This window comes from Cryobacterium sp. SO2 (genome assembly GCF_026151165.2).
Classification (GTDB): Bacteria; Actinomycetota; Actinomycetes; order Actinomycetales; family Microbacteriaceae; genus Cryobacterium.
Map to the genome: position 1 here is coordinate 419,088 of NZ_CP117849.1, position 14,627 is coordinate 433,714.

The window sequence follows — 14,627 nt, forward strand, 5'->3', positions numbered from 1 at the left end:
CAGACGGGTCTAGCTGGAGCGGTGCCGCAGCAGCCACATCAGGTACAGGCCGCCAAGAGCTGCGGTGACCAGGCCGACCGGGATCTGGAATGGGGACAGCAGTCGTTGGGCGAGGAGATCGCCGACCCCGAGCAGAACGGCTCCCATCAACATCGAGGCCAGGACCGCAGCCCCCGGCGACCGGGCGAGCCGGCGCGCCAGCTGCGGTGCGGCGAGGGCGAGAAAGCCGATCGGTCCCGCAGCCGCCACGGCGGTGGCCGCGAGCGCGACGCCGAGCACCAGTAGCACCAGGCGGGTACGGGTCGTGGTTACCCCGAGCGCCGTGGCCGAGTCGTCGCCCAGTTCGAGCGCCCGGATGCCGTAGGCCGCGGCCAAGGTGAGCGGAACCAGAACGACCACCGCGCCGAGCAGGGGCCAGGCCTGTGCCCAGGAGATGGCGTTCAGGGAACCGAATTGCCACGCGCGCGCAGCCTCGGCCGACGCCAGGTCGGCGCGGGTGAGCAGATAGTCGTTGACCGCGGCGAGCATCGCGCCGATCGAGATGCCCACCAGCACCAGCCGCTCGCCCGCCGCGCCGCCGCGCCCGCTGAGCAGGTACACCACGAGGGCAGTGGCCAACCCGCCGACGATGGTGCCGGCGGCTATCGAAGCTGCGGAGGAGGTGCCGGCGACGAGGATCACGACCAGACCGCCGGAGGCAGCCCCGGAGGTGAACCCGATGATGTCCGGGCTGCCGAGCGGGTTGCGCGACAGGCTCTGGAACACGCAGCCGGACAGGCCCAGCGTGGCACCGGTGGCCAGCGCGGCGAGGGCGCGCGGCACACGCTGTCCCAGGACGATGAAGACATCGGTGGCGTCGCCCCAACCGGTCACGGCCAGGACCAGCCGGTCCGGTGCAATCGGGTAGGCGCCGGTGCCGATGGCCAGCGCCGCGGTGAGAACCATAGCTACGGCGAGCCCGATCGAGACGAGCAGACTGCGGCGGTGCAACCGCAGGCTCAGGCCGCCTGGGAGCCGCAGGATCAGGGGGATGTCGTGCAGTCGCACCGATTCCAGCGCCCGCTGCGGTGCCGCTCCACGCCTCACCGGGTGCCTGCCCCACGGCCTCGCAACACCAGCCACAACAGCACCGGGGCGCCGAGGAAGGCCGTGACGATGCCGGCCTCCACCTCGCCCGGACGGGCCAGCACCCGGCCGAGGATGTCGCTGGCCAGCACGAGCAGCGGCCCGGCCACCAGCGAGGCGGCGAGCACCCGGCGCTGGTCGCTGCCGAGCAGCATCCGCACGGCGTGGGGCACCACCAGGCCCACGAACGCGATCGGGCCGGCCGCGGCGGTGGCGGCGCCGCAGAGCAGGGTGACGCAGACGAAGCCCGCCGCGCGCACCAGTGTGACCCGCAGGCCGAGTGCCCGTCCGGTGTCATCGCCGAGGGCGAACGCGTTCAGCTGCGGACCCAGCACCAGCGCGAGCCCGATACCCACGGCCAACGCAGGCCACAGCATCATGACGGTGCCCGGGTCGCGGCCGGCCAGGGAGCCGACGGTCCAGACCCGGTACGAGTCGAAGGTGGTGCTGTCGAAGAGGGTGATCAACCCGGTGACGGCGCCAAGACTGGCCGACAGGGCCACCCCGGCCAGGAGCAGCTGGGTGTGCGCGACACGGCCGACACCGTTGGCGCCGAGCAGGTACACGGCCACGGCCGCCGCGGCCGAGCCGGCGAACGCGAACCAGACGTACTGGTCGAAGCGGGTGAGGCCGAACACTGAGATCGCGACGACCACGCTGAGGGCCGCACCGGAGTTGACGCCGAGAAGCCCCGGCTCCGCGAGCGGGTTACGGGTGAGCGCCTGCATGACCACGCCGGCCACAGCCAGGGCCGCGCCGACGAGGATGGCGAGGATGGTGCGGGGCACCCGCAGTTGCCACACGATGATCGAGGTGGCATCCGCGGCGCCGGTGCTGGTGCCTGCGGGATGCAGGAGCGCCGTAACGACATCCCTCGGGGCGATGTCACGCGACCCGATGGCCAGGCTGAGCAGGCAGAGCACCCCCAACAGCAGGATCGCCCCGGCCCAGACCAACGGACGAACGGCCCGCGAGCCACGTTCGCGGCGGGCGAGCCGAATTGTCATGTTCACTTAGGTAAGCCTAAGCTAAACAAAATGATCACCGTGCCCCGTCGCCGCGTCCTCCCCGTCCTCCTGGCCAGCGCCGTTCTCCTCAGCGGATGCGCCGCCACCGCCGCGCCGAGTTCCGCGAACGTCGCCGCCGACTCTGCCGACACCACCGACTTCGTCACCCCGCGCACCATGCCGGAAGGCAAGGGCAGCGGGCTGGCCGACGGTGTGTTCCCGCGCACCGTCGTGCACTTCGAGGGGGAGACGACGGTGCCGGCTGCACCGCAGCGGATCGTCGTGATCTCCACCGGTCAGGCCGACGCGCTCCTCACCCTCGGGGTCGTCCCCATCGGATCCACCGCGGGTGAGGGCGCCGCCGCGGTGCCGGACTACCTGTTCGACGCGTTCCCCGACGATGCCGCGGCGCTCGCCGCCGTCACCGAGGTGGGCAACCGCACCGCACCGGACCTGGAGACCATCGCCACGCTCGACCCCGACCTCATCCTGATGAACATCGCGGGCAAGGACGCCGACTTGCTGTACTCCGGCCTGAGCGCCATCGCCCCCACGGTCGCCATGCAGGGCACCGGGCTGTACTGGAAGCAGGACTTCCTGCTCCTCGCCGATGCCGTCGGCCGGGTGGACCAGGCGACGGCCTGGCTCGCGGATTTCCAGGCCGATGCCGCGGAGTTCGGTGCCGGCGTGACCGGCGACCCGACGGTGTCGCTGCTGCGCTCGGCGGGTGACCGCACCCGGGTATTCGGGGTGGCCTCGTTCAGCGGCTCCGTCGCCGAAGACGCCGGTCTGGCCCGGCCGGAGTCGCAGGAGTTCGAGGACACCTCGCTCGACATCAGCGCCGAACAGCTCGACCTCGCCGACGGCGACTGGTTGTTCTACGCGGTGCAGGGCGGCGACGAGTCGGTGCTGACGGATGCGCCGCTGTGGCCGACCCTGACCGCCGTCGCGGGGAAGACCGCTGTGCCGGTTGACGACGACATGTTCTTCCTCAATGTCGGTCCCACCGCCGCGCGCGGCATCCTGGCCACCCTTGAGAGCACGCTGGGCTGAGGACACGGTGACCTCGACGGAACCGGCTGCCGGCGGATACCGCCTGGCCGCCGAGGGCGCCCGCCTGGGCTACCCGCAGCGCGCGCCCGTCTCCGAGCATCTCGACGTGCGGATCCCGGCCGGGTCGTTCACGGTGATCGTGGGACCGAACGCCTGCGGCAAGTCGACCCTGTTGCGCGCCCTGTCGCGCCTGCTGGCGCCGTCGGCCGGCCGGATCGTGCTGGACGGCCGGGCGATCGACCAGTACCCCACCAAGGAGGTCGCGCGGCGGATCGGTCTGCTGCCCCAGACCTCCGTCGCCCCGGACGGCATCACGGTCGCCGAACTCGTCTCCCGCGGCCGGTTTCCGCACCAGGGGCTGCTGCACCAGTGGTCGCCGCGGGACGAGGACGTGGTGCGTGCGGTGATGGAGCGCACCGGCGTGACCGAGCTGGCGCACCGGAGCGTCGACGAACTCTCCGGCGGGCAGCGCCAGCGTGTGAGCCTGGCGATGGCGCTGGCCCAGGAGACGTCGATCCTGCTGTTGGATGAGCCGACGACGTTTCTCGACATTGCCCATCAGATGGAGGTGCTCGAGCTCTGCCGTGACCTCAACGAAGTGGACGGCATCACCATCGTGGCCGTGCTGCACGACCTCAATCAGGCCTGCCGGTTCGCCACGCACATCATCGCCATGGCCGACGGCGTCATCGTGGGCGAGGGAGCGCCGGCCGAGCTGGTGACGGCCGAGCTGGTCAAGCGCGTCTTCGGGCTGGACTGCTTGGTGATGCCCGACCCGGTGACCGGGACCCCCTTGACCCTGCCCCTCGATCGCAGTCGCGTGCCCCTGGCCTGAGGCGCCGCCCGGGTGCCGGGATGATGGTCAGAACCTGAGGAACCCGAGTGCGATCGTGGCCAGGCTGAGCGCCGCGCCGACCAGACCGGATGTGAGGTGCGAGCGCACCGGCGTTCCGGCCGGCCCGGTCCGGCGGGGCTCGGCAAGTGCCGCCCTGGCCTCGTGCAGGGTGCCGCAGCCCGGCCGCCGGGCGCCGAGCCCGTCGGTCACCTCGAAGCGACCGTTTCGCAATTCGACGAACCCGGCGAAGTCACCGGAGCGCGACGCCACCCAGAGCCCGTCTGCCGGTGAGGCCCAGCTCAGTCGGCCGTCGACGGTGTCGGACGGCCGGACGGGTGCCTGGAGTGCGGTGGTCATGACGTAGTCCCTCCTGGGCGGCGTGCCGGGGTGGCGCTGCCGAGGATTACAGACTCGCCGATTTCCGGGGCCGGCGAATCCCACGGACGGACGACATCGGGCTACCGCGCTCGCTGTACGTGCCCGGCCGGGGCCACCCGGAACGCGGCGCCCGGGTGGTCGACGGCCAGGTGCGGGTCGCCGGTGCCGCCGAGCTGCTCGCGCAGGGTGCCGGTGGTCGGCGCGGCGGGCATCCGGCCCCTGCGGCGCAGTTCGGGCACAACGAGGGCCGCGAAGTCCTCGAGGTCGGCCGGGTCGAAGATCGGCTCGAGCAGGAAGCCGTCGAGGTCGGTCTCGTCCATCAACAGTTCGAGCTGGTCGGCAACCTCGGTGGGGCTGCCGACCACCTGGAAACCGCGGGTGCCGCGACCGCGGAGCTGGTCGAGGATCTCGCGCACCGTCGGGGCGGGCCGCCCGCCCTTTCCGAGGAACCTGTCGATGTTGCTCTGGCCCATCTGGCCGGCCGGACCGGCGCCGTCCTGCAGCTGGGTGAGCGGCAGGTCGGGGTTCAGCGCGAGCAGGTCGATGCCGGTGTTGCCGGCGTAGAGCACGGCCACGACCTCGTCGGATTGCAGGGCGTCGAACTCCGCGCGGAGCGCAACCGCCTCGTCGTGGGTCGCGGCGACGGTGATCGTGACGCCCACCATCACCCGGATGCCCTGCGGGTCGCGGCCGTTCTCGGCGGCACGGGCGCGGATATCGGCCACGTTCGCCCGGGTCTGCTCCACCGTGGTGCCCTGCACGAACACGCACTCGGCGTTGCGCGCGGCGTAGGCCCGGCCGCGCGCGGAGGTGCCTGCCTGGAAGAGCACCGGGGTGCGCTGCGGTGACGGGTCGACGGTGAAGTAGCCGGAAGAGCTGAAGTGGTTGCCCTCGTACTCGATGCGGTGCAGCTTGTCGGGGTCGGCGAAGACGCCGCTGGTCTTGTCGCCGACCAGGGCGTCGTCCTCCCAGCAGCCCTCCCAGAGGGTGAGGGCCAGGTCGACGTACTCGTCGGCCTGGTCGTAGCGGGCGTCGTGCTGGGTCATCTCGGCGTGCCCGAACAGCTTCGCGACGGTGTCCTGCGACGCGCCCGTGACGATGTTCCAGCCGATCCGGCCGCCGGTGAGGTGGTCGAGGGTGGCGAACCGGCGGGCGGTCTGCACAGGGTGGTCGAGTCCGGTGGAGGAGGTGACCACGAAACCGAGTCGCTCGGTGAGGTGCGCCAGGGTGGGGATGATCAGCGCCGGGTCGAGCGCCGGGAAGTTGATGCCGCTCCGCGCGGCGAGGTCGGGCAGGTCGCCGTCGATGGCCGGGAAGCCGTAGCCGTCGGCGAAGAACAGGAAGTCGAATCCGGCCGTGTCCAGCAGCTGGGCGATGCGGATCCAGTGGTCGAGCTCGTGGAAACGCAGCGAGTCGCTGCGCGGGTGCGGCCAGCTGAGGGTGCCGCCCACCTGCGGGCCGGCGACTTCGAAGACGCCCAGGCGCATCTGCTTCATGGTGGGGGTCCCGTCTCTCGCCGGATCCGTGTGACCCGCTCCACCGATTGAACCAAACGGTTCACACCGCTGTCCAGCCACGAAACAGACTCTTAACAATCAGGCGGGCCTGAACAATCGGCCGGCTGGGCTCAGTGCGCGGCAGCGAGGCGGATACGCGCCAGCAGCGCCGAGGTGCCGGCCGTGGCTGCACGGTGCACCGCGGCCGTGTCGCCCTGGCCGATCAGGGTGGCCTGCAGCCCGCGCCACAGGGCGACGAGCTCGTGGGCGAGGGTCAGCGCGTCCGGGGCCGGTACGTCGGCGGCGACGATGGCGGCGGAGACGTGGTCGACCCATTCGGTGGCGATGGTGCCCAGGAGGTCGGCGTAACGATCGCGTTCGAAGCCCGCGAGCCCGAACACCTGGAAGAAGAGCCGGTGGAAGGGCAGATTGGCCGGGTCGGCAATAGTGGCCCAGGCGGCGCGGAGCCTCTCGTCGAGCGGTGTGGTCGCGTCGTCGAGGTGCACGAGGAACTGCTGCATGCCGGGGAAGCGCGCCTCCGCGGCGGTGAGCGCCGCGACGATGATCTCCTCGCGGCTGCTGAAGTAATAGAGCAGCATTCGGTTGTTCGAGCCCACGGCGTCGGCCAGCCGGCGCAGAGTGAGATCGGCGATGCCGTGCTCGAGCACATAGTCGACCACCCGGCCCAGCAGCCGCTCCCGGCGGTCGGCGGCACCACCCGCGCTCGCGCTGCCGACCGGAGTCACTGTCATGACTGCGACGCTAGGCCCTCAGCGCCCCCGGCACCAATCCGGGCCGCAACTGTTGCCGCACCGGACATGTGCGCCCGGCGTACCGGGCGCGCATGTCCGCACGGGGAACAGTTGGCGGCGGGTTAGTCCTCGTCGGTGACGACGAGGAGCTTCACGGCGATGTTGCCGCGGGTGGCGCGGGAGTACGGGCAGACCGCGTGCGCGGCCTCCATGGCGGCCTGGGCGGTGGCCGGGTCTGCGCCCGGGATCTGAGCCTCGATGGTGACCTCGAAGTCGAGTCCGGCGGCCATGCTGCCGACCAGGTTCACCGTGAGGGTGACGGCGGACTCGGAGACGTCGATCTTGTTCTGGCGCGCGGTGGCCTTGAGGGCGTTGTGGAAGCAGGCCGCCCAGCCGCTGGCGAAGAGCTGCTCGGGGTTGGTGCCGGGTCCGCCGTCGCCGCCCATGTCCTTGGGGATCGACAGATCGAGATCGAGCTTGTTGTCGCTGGTGACGACCTTGCCGGTACGTCCGCCCCAGGAAGTGGCGGATGCTGTGTAGATGGCGTTGGTCATGATTGTCTTCTTTCGGGTAGAGCGGAGGACACTGGACTCAGTGCTCACGACGAGCACCGAGAAAAGTGCTTCGTATTCGAAACAACTATACGCCCGGCAAACGAAGGACCGACCATGGGAACTCCCGAACCGACCATCTCGGCCGATGAGATGCGTGCCTGGGCGGCCCTGTTCGAGACGTCGAACATCGTGCAGTACGCGGCCGACCGCAATCTGCGCGACACCGTGGGACTCACCCTGGCGCAGTTCGAGATCCTGCTGCGGATCGGCGAGGCCGGCGCCGACGGCCTCCGGATGACCGACATCGCCGATGCCCTCACGGTCTCCCGCAGCGGGCTGACCTACCAGGTGGGCCAGCTCGAGCGGAAGGCCCTCGTGCTGCGCGCGCCCGCCCCCGACGACGACAGGTCGGTGATCGCCCACGTCACGCCGGCCGGCCTCGACGTGCTGCGGGCGGGCATCCCCGGCTACGTCGACCTGGTGCGGGAGATGCTCTTCGACCGGCTCAGCCACGCCGACCTGATGACCGTCACCGAGATCCTCGACGACGTGCGTCGCCAGCTCAAGGAGCAGCCCAAGCGCTCAACGTTCCGGCGCGGCCGGCGCAAGACTGCCGCCGAGTAACGCAAGCAGCAACGCGGCGACGGATGCCGGGGCTTGCGCGCTCCGGCGCGGTGGGCAGACTGGGGGAATGAGCATCCCATCAACCAGCGGCGGCGAGAACGGCGAACAGCGCACCGTGGAACTCGTCGAGGACGAGCACCGCTACGTGCTGCTCCTCGATGGCGCGCGGGTGGGCTACACGACCTATGTCGACCACGGCTCCCGGCGGGTGTTCGTGCACACCGAGATCGACATGAACCAATCGGGCAAGGGGCTGGCGTCGACACTCGTGTCCGCGGCCCTCGACGACGTGCGGGCCCGGCAGCTGCGGGTCGTGGCCATCTGCCCGTTCACGGCCGCGTACCTGCGCGGACACCGCGATTACGACGATCTGGCCGACCCGGTGACGCCGCGGCTGAAGGCGGATCTGCGCGCGGCGCACCTGCTCTGAGCCGACACGGCCCACTTCAGTCGGCCAGTGTGCGCCGGAAAGCCGGAGGGTGACGGCGAAACAATCACTTAATCGAGACGACATTCGATCGTAATTTGCATCGACGAACATATATTTTATTAGATCGCGAGGAGGCTCGGAGACCCTGAGCCTCGATATCCGGCATCCGGATGCGGCTATGCACGACCCGTTCGGTGACAGCGCTGTCACAGCCAACACCGCAACATTTACGACAAAGTCTCCCACTTCTGTAAGGCAACGCTGGCGCGAGGGTGTTCCCGCACGCTCGCAAATCGAAGTGAGGTGACACCGTGCCCGTCCGCATCCGTCCAGGTCTGCCCGGCCCGTCGACCCTGCCGCTTCACGGCGCCCGGCCGAGCCGCAGAACCCCGCAACTTTCCCGGAACGACGGCCCTCTCACCCCCGAGTTCGGCGTACCCGGAAAGCTCCCAGTACGACGGCGCGACCTGCGCACCACTTCAGTACCAAGACACAACGAAAGGATTCACCCATGAATCGACGACTCAGCGCCGCCGGCGCAGTCGGGCTCGCCAGCCTTGTGGTGTTGACGGGATGTGCCACCTCAAGCACAGCCGACACGGACAGCGCCGTGACGGATGTCAACTTCGCGCTCGACTGGACCCCGAACACCAACCACACCGGCCTCTACGTCGCGATCGCAGAAGGCTACTTCGAAGACGCCGGACTGAACGTGACGGTCCTGCCCTACAGCGACAGCTCAACCGACACCCTGATCAACTCCGGCGCGGCCGACTTCGGTGTGTCCTTCCAGGACACCGCCACCTTCGCCGCGGCGACCGGGGTGGAAAACACCTCGGTGTTCGCGATCCTGCAGCACAATCCGGTTTCGATCGGTGTGCTGGAGAGCGCCACCGACATCACCTCGCCGAAGGACCTCGACGGCAAGATCTTCGGCAACGCCGGCAGCTCCGAGACCTACATCAAGGAGGCCACGGATGCCATCGTCAACGACGGCGGCACCGGCGACTTCACCTCGGTGACCCTGGGCACCTCGGCCTATGAGGCGCTCTACGCCGGCCAGGTCGACTTCGTGGGCGCCTTCGAGACCTGGGAAGGCATCGACGCGGAGCTCAAGGGCACCCCGATGAAGTTCTTCCACCTGCAGGACTACGGCGTGCCGGACATCTACAGCGTGATCGTCGACGCCAACAAGGACTGGCTCGCCGCGAACCCCGAGGCGGCGACGGCCTTCGTCGGCGCTCTCCAGAAGGGCTACCAGTACGCCGCGGACAACCCCGACGAGGCGGCGCAGATCCTCATCGACCAGAACCCCGGCGCGTTCGAGGACGAGGAACTCGTCTTCGCCAGCCAGGAGGAGCTCAGCGCGAACTACCTCACCGACGCGGACGGAGTCGTCGGCACCCAGACGGCCGAACAGTGGCAGGCCTTCGCCGACTACCTGTTCGAGTCCGACCTGCTCGTCGACGAGGATGGCGCGGCGCTGACCGAAGCGCCCGACACCTCGACCATGTTCACCAACGAATACCTCTCGACCACCGAGTAACACCGGAAGGGCGGAGCCGGCTCGGCTCCGCCCTTCCCTCGCCGGGTCCCGATCTGCAAGGAGTGAAGAGATGACTGCTGCCGCATCCACGCTGGCACGCGACCGTGAACGCGCGATTTCACCACGAGCCGCCCAATTCGGCGACAGCTCACGGCGTGGCTTCGCCGCCGCGTTGCCGCCCCTCGTGATCGTGCTTCTTCTGCTGACCATCTGGCAGGTCGCCGTGACCGTCGCCGACACCAAACCGACGGTGCTGCCGAGCCCCCTGCGGGTGCTCGAACAGGGCTGGCTCGCGCGTGACGTGATCTGGCTCAACACCGTGCCGACCCTGCAGGAAACCGCCGTCGGCTTCGCGGTGTCCCTCGCGGTGGGCTGGATCCTCGCGATCATCATCGACTTCTCGCCGCTCCTGCGCCGCGCGCTGCTTCCGCTGCTCGTGGCCTCCCAGACCATCCCGGTGATCGCCCTGGCCCCGCTGCTGATCATCTGGTTCGGCTTCGGTCTGCTCCCCAAGGTCCTGGTCATCGCGCTCGTCACCTTCTTCCCCGTTGCTGTCGGCCTCATCGACGGCTTCAACTCCACCGACCGCGAGGCCACCAACCTGCTGCGCAGCATGGGCGCCAGCCGCTGGAAACAGTTCACCTTCGTGCGTCTGCCCTCTGCACTGCCGGCATTCTTCACAGCGCTGCGCATCGGCATCACCTACGCCGTGACCGGGGCGATCTTTGCCGAGTACGTGGGCGCGGTCAACGGTCTGGGCATCTACATGTCGATGATGAAGAACTCGTTCAGGACCGACCTGGTGCTGGCGGCCGTCGTCGTCACCGCCGTCGTGAGCATCAGCCTGTTCCTGCTCACCTTCGCCGTCGAGCGCCTGGTCATCCCTTGGCACTCCAAAGAAAGGAGGAGTCGTCGTGGTTGAGCCCCGCATCGAACTCCGCAACCTGTCCAAGACCTTCACGATCGGGCAGGGCAAGACCCGCCACGTCGTCGACGACATCTCCTTCTCGGCCCAGCCCGGCGAATTCGTCGCGGTGATCGGGCCCAGCGGATGCGGCAAGAGCACCATGTTCAACATCATGGCCGGGCTGGAAAAGCCCTCGGCCGGCGAGGTGCTGGTCGGCGGCGAGGTCGTCACCGGCGAGAGCGAGCACTTCGCCTACATGCCGCAGAAAGACCTGCTCTTCCCGTGGCGCACCATCCTGGAGAACACGGCGCTGGGACTCGAGGTGCGCGGCATGCGCAAGAAGGCGGCCAGGGCCAAGGCGGCCGAACTCTTCGGCACCTTCGGGCTCGCCGGATTCGAGAACTCGCACCCGTTCGAACTCTCCGGCGGGATGCGTCAACGCGCCGCCCTGCTGCGCACCGTGGTGCAGAACCGGGATGTGCTGCTGCTGGACGAACCGTTCGGCGCCCTCGATTCACTCACCCGCCTCGAGATGCAGTCCTGGCTGCAGGGCGTCTGGAGCGAGAACTCCTGGACCGCGGTGATGATCACCCACGACATCCGCGAGGCCGTGTACCTCGCCGACCGCGTGATCGTGCTCAGCGCCCGGCCCACCACGGTGCGCCTGGACGTGAAGATCGAGCTGCCGCGGCCGCGCGAGATGGCCATGATCACCTCGCCGGAATTCGCCGAGTACGAGAAGCTGCTGATCGAGACGCTGCATGAGGAATCCCGCAAGGCCATGGCCCAGCAGATGCCGACCGGCGCCGCCGTATGACCACGGGGCAGGCCGGCGGATGGTGACGGTACGCACCGGGGCACGGGAGTTCCTGCCCTCTGGCGCCCCGATCTTCCGGGGAACCGTGCTCACCTGCCCGATCGTCGGCCCGGACGACGTGGAGACCGCGCTGCTCACCGAGGTGACCTTCACCCCGGGGTCGCACACGGTCTGGCACCGGCACGAGCGCGAACAGATCCTCATCATCACGGCGGGCGCCGGAATCGTCGCGGACCGGTCGGCCGAACACCCGGTGGCCGTGGGCGACGTCGTGATCGTGCCGGCCGGCGAGGAACACTGGCACGGCGCCCCGGACGGTCACTCGCTGTCGCACATCGCGGTGCTGTTGTCGACGACCGTCACGCTGGGCGACGATGTCACCCGGTAGCCCGCCCACACCGGGAACGCTCGACCCCCGGCTCACCGACCCCGACGCCGCCGGCATCATGGCCGCGGTCAACCTGGCCGGGGTCGGTGCCCCGGTGCGGCACCTGGGCACCATCGCCGAGGCCCGGTCGCTGGCCGTGGAGCCGGTCGTGGACATCCACGCCTTCGCTGTCGTCTCCCGGGACCTCGTGCTGCCGGGCTCCGCCACCCTGCGCGTGCGGCTGTACACGCCGACGGCGACGCCGGCGCACGGCACCCTCGTCTACCTGCACGGCGGGGGATGGGCCCTCGGCGGGCTCCAGATCAACGACGGCGTCTGCCGCGAACTCTGCCGGAGCGCCGGCGTGCGGATCGTCAGCGTCGACTACAGGCTGGCCCCCGAGCATCCGTTTCCCGCGGCGCTCGAGGATGCCGCCGAGGTGCTGGACTGGGTCGCCCAGGGTGCCCCCGGCAGCGACGAGGAGTTCTCCGGCGGGATCGGGGTGGCCGGCCTCAGCGCCGGCGCCGCGCTTGCCGCGGCCCTGGCCCGCCGCTCCAGGGACGGCCTGGCACCGGCCGTCGTGCAGCAGCTGCTGATCTGCCCGGTGCTCGACGCCGACTTCAGCCGCGAGTCCTACGCCGCCAACGCCGAGGGCCTGCTCTTGACCGCCGCGGACATGCGCTGGTTCTGGGACCTGTACCTGCCCGACCACTCCGCGCGCCGGGATCCGGATGCCGCGCCGGGCGCCCTGCGCGACCTCGCCGGACTCCCACCGGCCACGCTGATCATCGCCGGCGCGGACCCGCTGCGCGACGAAGCCGTCGACTACGCCGACCGGCTCGCCCTGGCCGGCGTGGACACCGACATGCACCTGGTCGACGGGGTGATGCACGCCTTTCCGGCCTTCCCCGGAATCGAGAGCGGCCAGCACGCGCTCCGGCAGGCCGCCGCGGGGGTGGCTGAGCGCCTTGTCGCCTCTGACCTTGGCGAATCCTATGGACTACGGTAAAAAGATATTTTTTACACAATCGAAAGGTCGAACATGTCGGTCGGTATGCGGGATTCCACGATTCTCGAACAGATTCCCTCGCCGGACGTCATGCTCGGCAAGACCGTGCACGAGCGGGTGCGGGAGGCGCTCCGCACCTCCGTCATCGAGGGGATCCTGCCGCCGAGCTTCCGGCTCCGGCAGTCCGACATCGCCACCTCCCTCGGGGTAAGCGTGACCCCGGTGCGGGAGGCACTTCGCGACCTCGCGGCCGAGGGGTTGATCCGCATGGACGCCCACCGCGGCGCCATCGTGCGTTCGATCGACCTGGCCGAGTTCATCGAGATCCGCCTGCTGCTCGACGCGCTCTGGCCGGTCTGCGTGCGCCTGGCGACCGAGCGGATCTCCGATCAGGAGATCGCCATCATGGAGGCGCTCCAGGCCAAGATGGAGAAGCATCCCAAGGACTACGTCCTGCTGAACGCCGAGTTCCACGAGATCATCAGCCAGGCCGCCCGCGCCCCGCGGGTGCAGGCCATGCTCGACTCACTCCGGGTGGCCACCAACCAGGTGCTCCGCACCGCGCTCGGCACCGCGGCGCCGAACCGGCTGCACGAGGGCATCGAAGAGCACCGCGGCATCCTCGACGCCCTCAGGCGCCGGGACGCCGACGCGATGATCCTGGCCACCATGGCCCACCAGACCCCCACCTGGGACGCGGTCGAAGCCATGATCCGTTCCGCGCAGCAGGAGAACGCCGACGTCTGACCCCGTCGGCCCCGAATAAGGAGAACGCCCCATGAGTATCGCCATCAACCCCACCGCCGTGCGTCAGGTGTCCGGCTACAGCCACGCCCTGGTGAAGAGCGGCACCCCGGTGTTCGTCACCGGACAGGTCGCCTGGGACCTCGACGGATCCGTCGTCGGCAAGGGCGACATCGCCGTGCAGGTGGAGAAGACCTGGTCGAACATCCACGCCGTGCTCGCCGACCTCGGCGCCGCCATCACCGACGTGGTCAAACTCACCACCTACGCCACGGATGCCCGTTTCATGCAGGCCATCGGCGAGGCCAAGGCGCGCCAGTTCGAGCCCGGGCAGTTCCCCGCGAGCACCTTCCTGGTCGTGGCCGGGCTGGCCGATCCCGACCTCCTCGTCGAAATCGAGGTCGTCGTGATGCTCCCCGATCCGGTGAACATCAACGCATAGCCCGCCGAAACATCCCGGTCACATGGACGTTCGCGGATGTTTACACCGGAGTCGCCGACTCACGCTTGCCAACATATATATTCGAATATATTCAATCCGCGTTCGGCAGTGAGGAACTTTGTGAGCGGCACAGCGGTCATCCCCGAGGGGCTCTACACCCACCCGTCCTTCTCGCCCGCGGTGCGGGCGAGCGGTGAGACGATCTACGTCGCCGGCCAGCTCGCGCTGTCCCCGGCCGGGGAGATCGTCGGTCCAGACGACATCGACGTGCAGCTGGAGCGCATCTGGTTCCAGATCGAAAGCATCCTTGCCGCGGCGGGCGCCAGCCTGGCCGATGTGGTCAGGGTGACCGCGTACACCACGGATGTCGCCTTCGTGCAGGCGATCGTCGCGGCCCGCCAGGCCCGGTTCGCCGGCCTCACCCCGCCCGCGAGCGCCCTGGTCGTTGTCGCCGGGCTCGCGCTGCCCGGCTCGGTCGTCGAAATCGACGCCGTCGCCGTGCTCTGACCGTCTTCTCCCCACCCCAGCGATAAGGATTTCC

Annotated in this window: 18 protein-coding genes; 12 read left to right on the top strand and 6 right to left on the bottom strand. The window is 69.4% G+C overall.

The window, feature by feature from the left end; translation table 11 throughout:
* Positions 1 to 9 precede the first annotated feature (9 nt).
* Both BJQ94_RS01990 and BJQ94_RS01995 read right to left on the bottom strand, forming a co-directional pair.
* Complete coding sequence (locus BJQ94_RS01990) at positions 10 to 1,086, bottom strand: iron chelate uptake ABC transporter family permease subunit (protein WP_265400668.1); 1,077 nt, start codon at positions 1,084 to 1,086, stop codon at positions 10 to 12.
* Entirely contained in the window at positions 1,083 to 2,132 is a 1,050-nt protein-coding gene (locus BJQ94_RS01995; protein ID WP_265400736.1) for an iron ABC transporter permease, read from the bottom strand. The genes BJQ94_RS01990 and BJQ94_RS01995 overlap by 4 nt, the downstream gene beginning before the upstream one ends.
* A 30-nt stretch (positions 2,133 to 2,162) precedes the next feature.
* Here BJQ94_RS01995 and BJQ94_RS02000 point away from each other — a divergent pair, with 30 nt between their 5' ends.
* Positions 2,163 to 3,185 carry an ABC transporter substrate-binding protein gene (locus tag BJQ94_RS02000; protein WP_265400669.1) on the top strand — a complete coding sequence of 341 codons (1,023 nt, stop codon included), beginning with the start codon at positions 2,163 to 2,165 and terminating at the stop codon, positions 3,183 to 3,185.
* Positions 3,186 to 3,192: 7 nt separating this feature from the next.
* Positions 3,193 to 4,020, top strand: a complete 828-nt coding sequence (locus BJQ94_RS02005; RefSeq protein WP_265400670.1) for an ABC transporter ATP-binding protein — start codon at positions 3,193 to 3,195, stop codon at positions 4,018 to 4,020.
* A gap of 27 nt (positions 4,021 to 4,047) precedes the next feature.
* Here BJQ94_RS02005 and BJQ94_RS02010 read toward each other — a convergent pair whose 3' ends face one another.
* The 4 genes from BJQ94_RS02010 to BJQ94_RS02025 all read right to left on the bottom strand — a co-directional run bounded on the left by BJQ94_RS02010 (position 4,048) and on the right by BJQ94_RS02025 (position 7,200).
* The gene (locus tag BJQ94_RS02010) at positions 4,048 to 4,377 is read right to left on the bottom strand and encodes a hypothetical protein (RefSeq protein WP_265400671.1); all 330 of its coding nucleotides are present in this window, start codon (positions 4,375 to 4,377) and stop codon (positions 4,048 to 4,050) included.
* Between the two features lie 101 nt (positions 4,378 to 4,478).
* Positions 4,479 to 5,894: an NtaA/DmoA family FMN-dependent monooxygenase gene (locus BJQ94_RS02015; protein ID WP_265400672.1), complete on the bottom strand. Its 1,416-nt coding sequence runs from the start codon at positions 5,892 to 5,894 to the stop codon at positions 4,479 to 4,481.
* A gap of 131 nt (positions 5,895 to 6,025) precedes the next feature.
* A complete protein-coding gene (locus tag BJQ94_RS02020) occupies positions 6,026 to 6,646 on the bottom strand; it encodes a TetR/AcrR family transcriptional regulator (RefSeq protein ID WP_265400673.1) in 621 nt (206 codons plus the stop codon).
* A gap of 122 nt (positions 6,647 to 6,768) precedes the next feature.
* On the bottom strand, positions 6,769 to 7,200 hold the full coding sequence (locus tag BJQ94_RS02025) for an organic hydroperoxide resistance protein (RefSeq protein ID WP_265400674.1): 432 nt from the start codon (positions 7,198 to 7,200) through the stop codon (positions 6,769 to 6,771).
* 114 nt (positions 7,201 to 7,314) lie between these two features.
* Between BJQ94_RS02025 and BJQ94_RS02030 the strand changes: the two genes are divergently transcribed.
* The 10 genes from BJQ94_RS02030 to BJQ94_RS02075 all read left to right on the top strand — a co-directional run bounded on the left by BJQ94_RS02030 (position 7,315) and on the right by BJQ94_RS02075 (position 14,593).
* Entirely contained in the window at positions 7,315 to 7,824 is a 510-nt protein-coding gene (locus BJQ94_RS02030) for a MarR family transcriptional regulator (RefSeq protein ID WP_265400675.1), read from the top strand.
* 67 nt (positions 7,825 to 7,891) lie between these two features.
* A complete protein-coding gene (locus BJQ94_RS02035; RefSeq protein WP_265400676.1) occupies positions 7,892 to 8,254 on the top strand; it encodes a GNAT family N-acetyltransferase in 363 nt (120 codons plus the stop codon).
* A gap of 511 nt (positions 8,255 to 8,765) precedes the next feature.
* Positions 8,766 to 9,800, top strand: a complete 1,035-nt coding sequence (locus BJQ94_RS02040) for an ABC transporter substrate-binding protein (RefSeq protein WP_265400677.1) — start codon at positions 8,766 to 8,768, stop codon at positions 9,798 to 9,800.
* Positions 9,801 to 9,870: 70 nt separating this feature from the next.
* On the top strand, positions 9,871 to 10,722 hold the full coding sequence (locus BJQ94_RS02045; protein ID WP_265400678.1) for an ABC transporter permease: 852 nt from the start codon (positions 9,871 to 9,873) through the stop codon (positions 10,720 to 10,722).
* Positions 10,715 to 11,524 (top strand): ABC transporter ATP-binding protein, encoded by an 810-nt coding sequence (locus tag BJQ94_RS02050; protein ID WP_265400679.1) that lies wholly within the window; start codon positions 10,715 to 10,717, stop codon positions 11,522 to 11,524. Before BJQ94_RS02045 ends, BJQ94_RS02050 begins: the two co-directional genes overlap by 8 nt.
* Before the next feature lie 19 nt (positions 11,525 to 11,543).
* A complete protein-coding gene (locus BJQ94_RS02055) occupies positions 11,544 to 11,912 on the top strand; it encodes a cupin domain-containing protein (protein WP_265400680.1) in 369 nt (122 codons plus the stop codon).
* Positions 11,899 to 12,900: an alpha/beta hydrolase gene (locus tag BJQ94_RS02060; RefSeq protein WP_265400681.1), complete on the top strand. Its 1,002-nt coding sequence runs from the start codon at positions 11,899 to 11,901 to the stop codon at positions 12,898 to 12,900. The genes BJQ94_RS02055 and BJQ94_RS02060 overlap by 14 nt, the downstream gene beginning before the upstream one ends.
* A gap of 33 nt (positions 12,901 to 12,933) precedes the next feature.
* Positions 12,934 to 13,647, top strand: a complete 714-nt coding sequence (locus tag BJQ94_RS02065; RefSeq protein ID WP_265400682.1) for a GntR family transcriptional regulator — start codon at positions 12,934 to 12,936, stop codon at positions 13,645 to 13,647.
* Positions 13,648 to 13,678: 31 nt separating this feature from the next.
* Positions 13,679 to 14,086: a RidA family protein gene (locus BJQ94_RS02070; RefSeq protein WP_265400683.1), complete on the top strand. Its 408-nt coding sequence runs from the start codon at positions 13,679 to 13,681 to the stop codon at positions 14,084 to 14,086.
* Positions 14,087 to 14,206: 120 nt separating this feature from the next.
* Entirely contained in the window at positions 14,207 to 14,593 is a 387-nt protein-coding gene (locus tag BJQ94_RS02075; protein WP_265400684.1) for a RidA family protein, read from the top strand.
* The last annotated feature ends 34 nt before the right edge of the window (positions 14,594 to 14,627 follow it).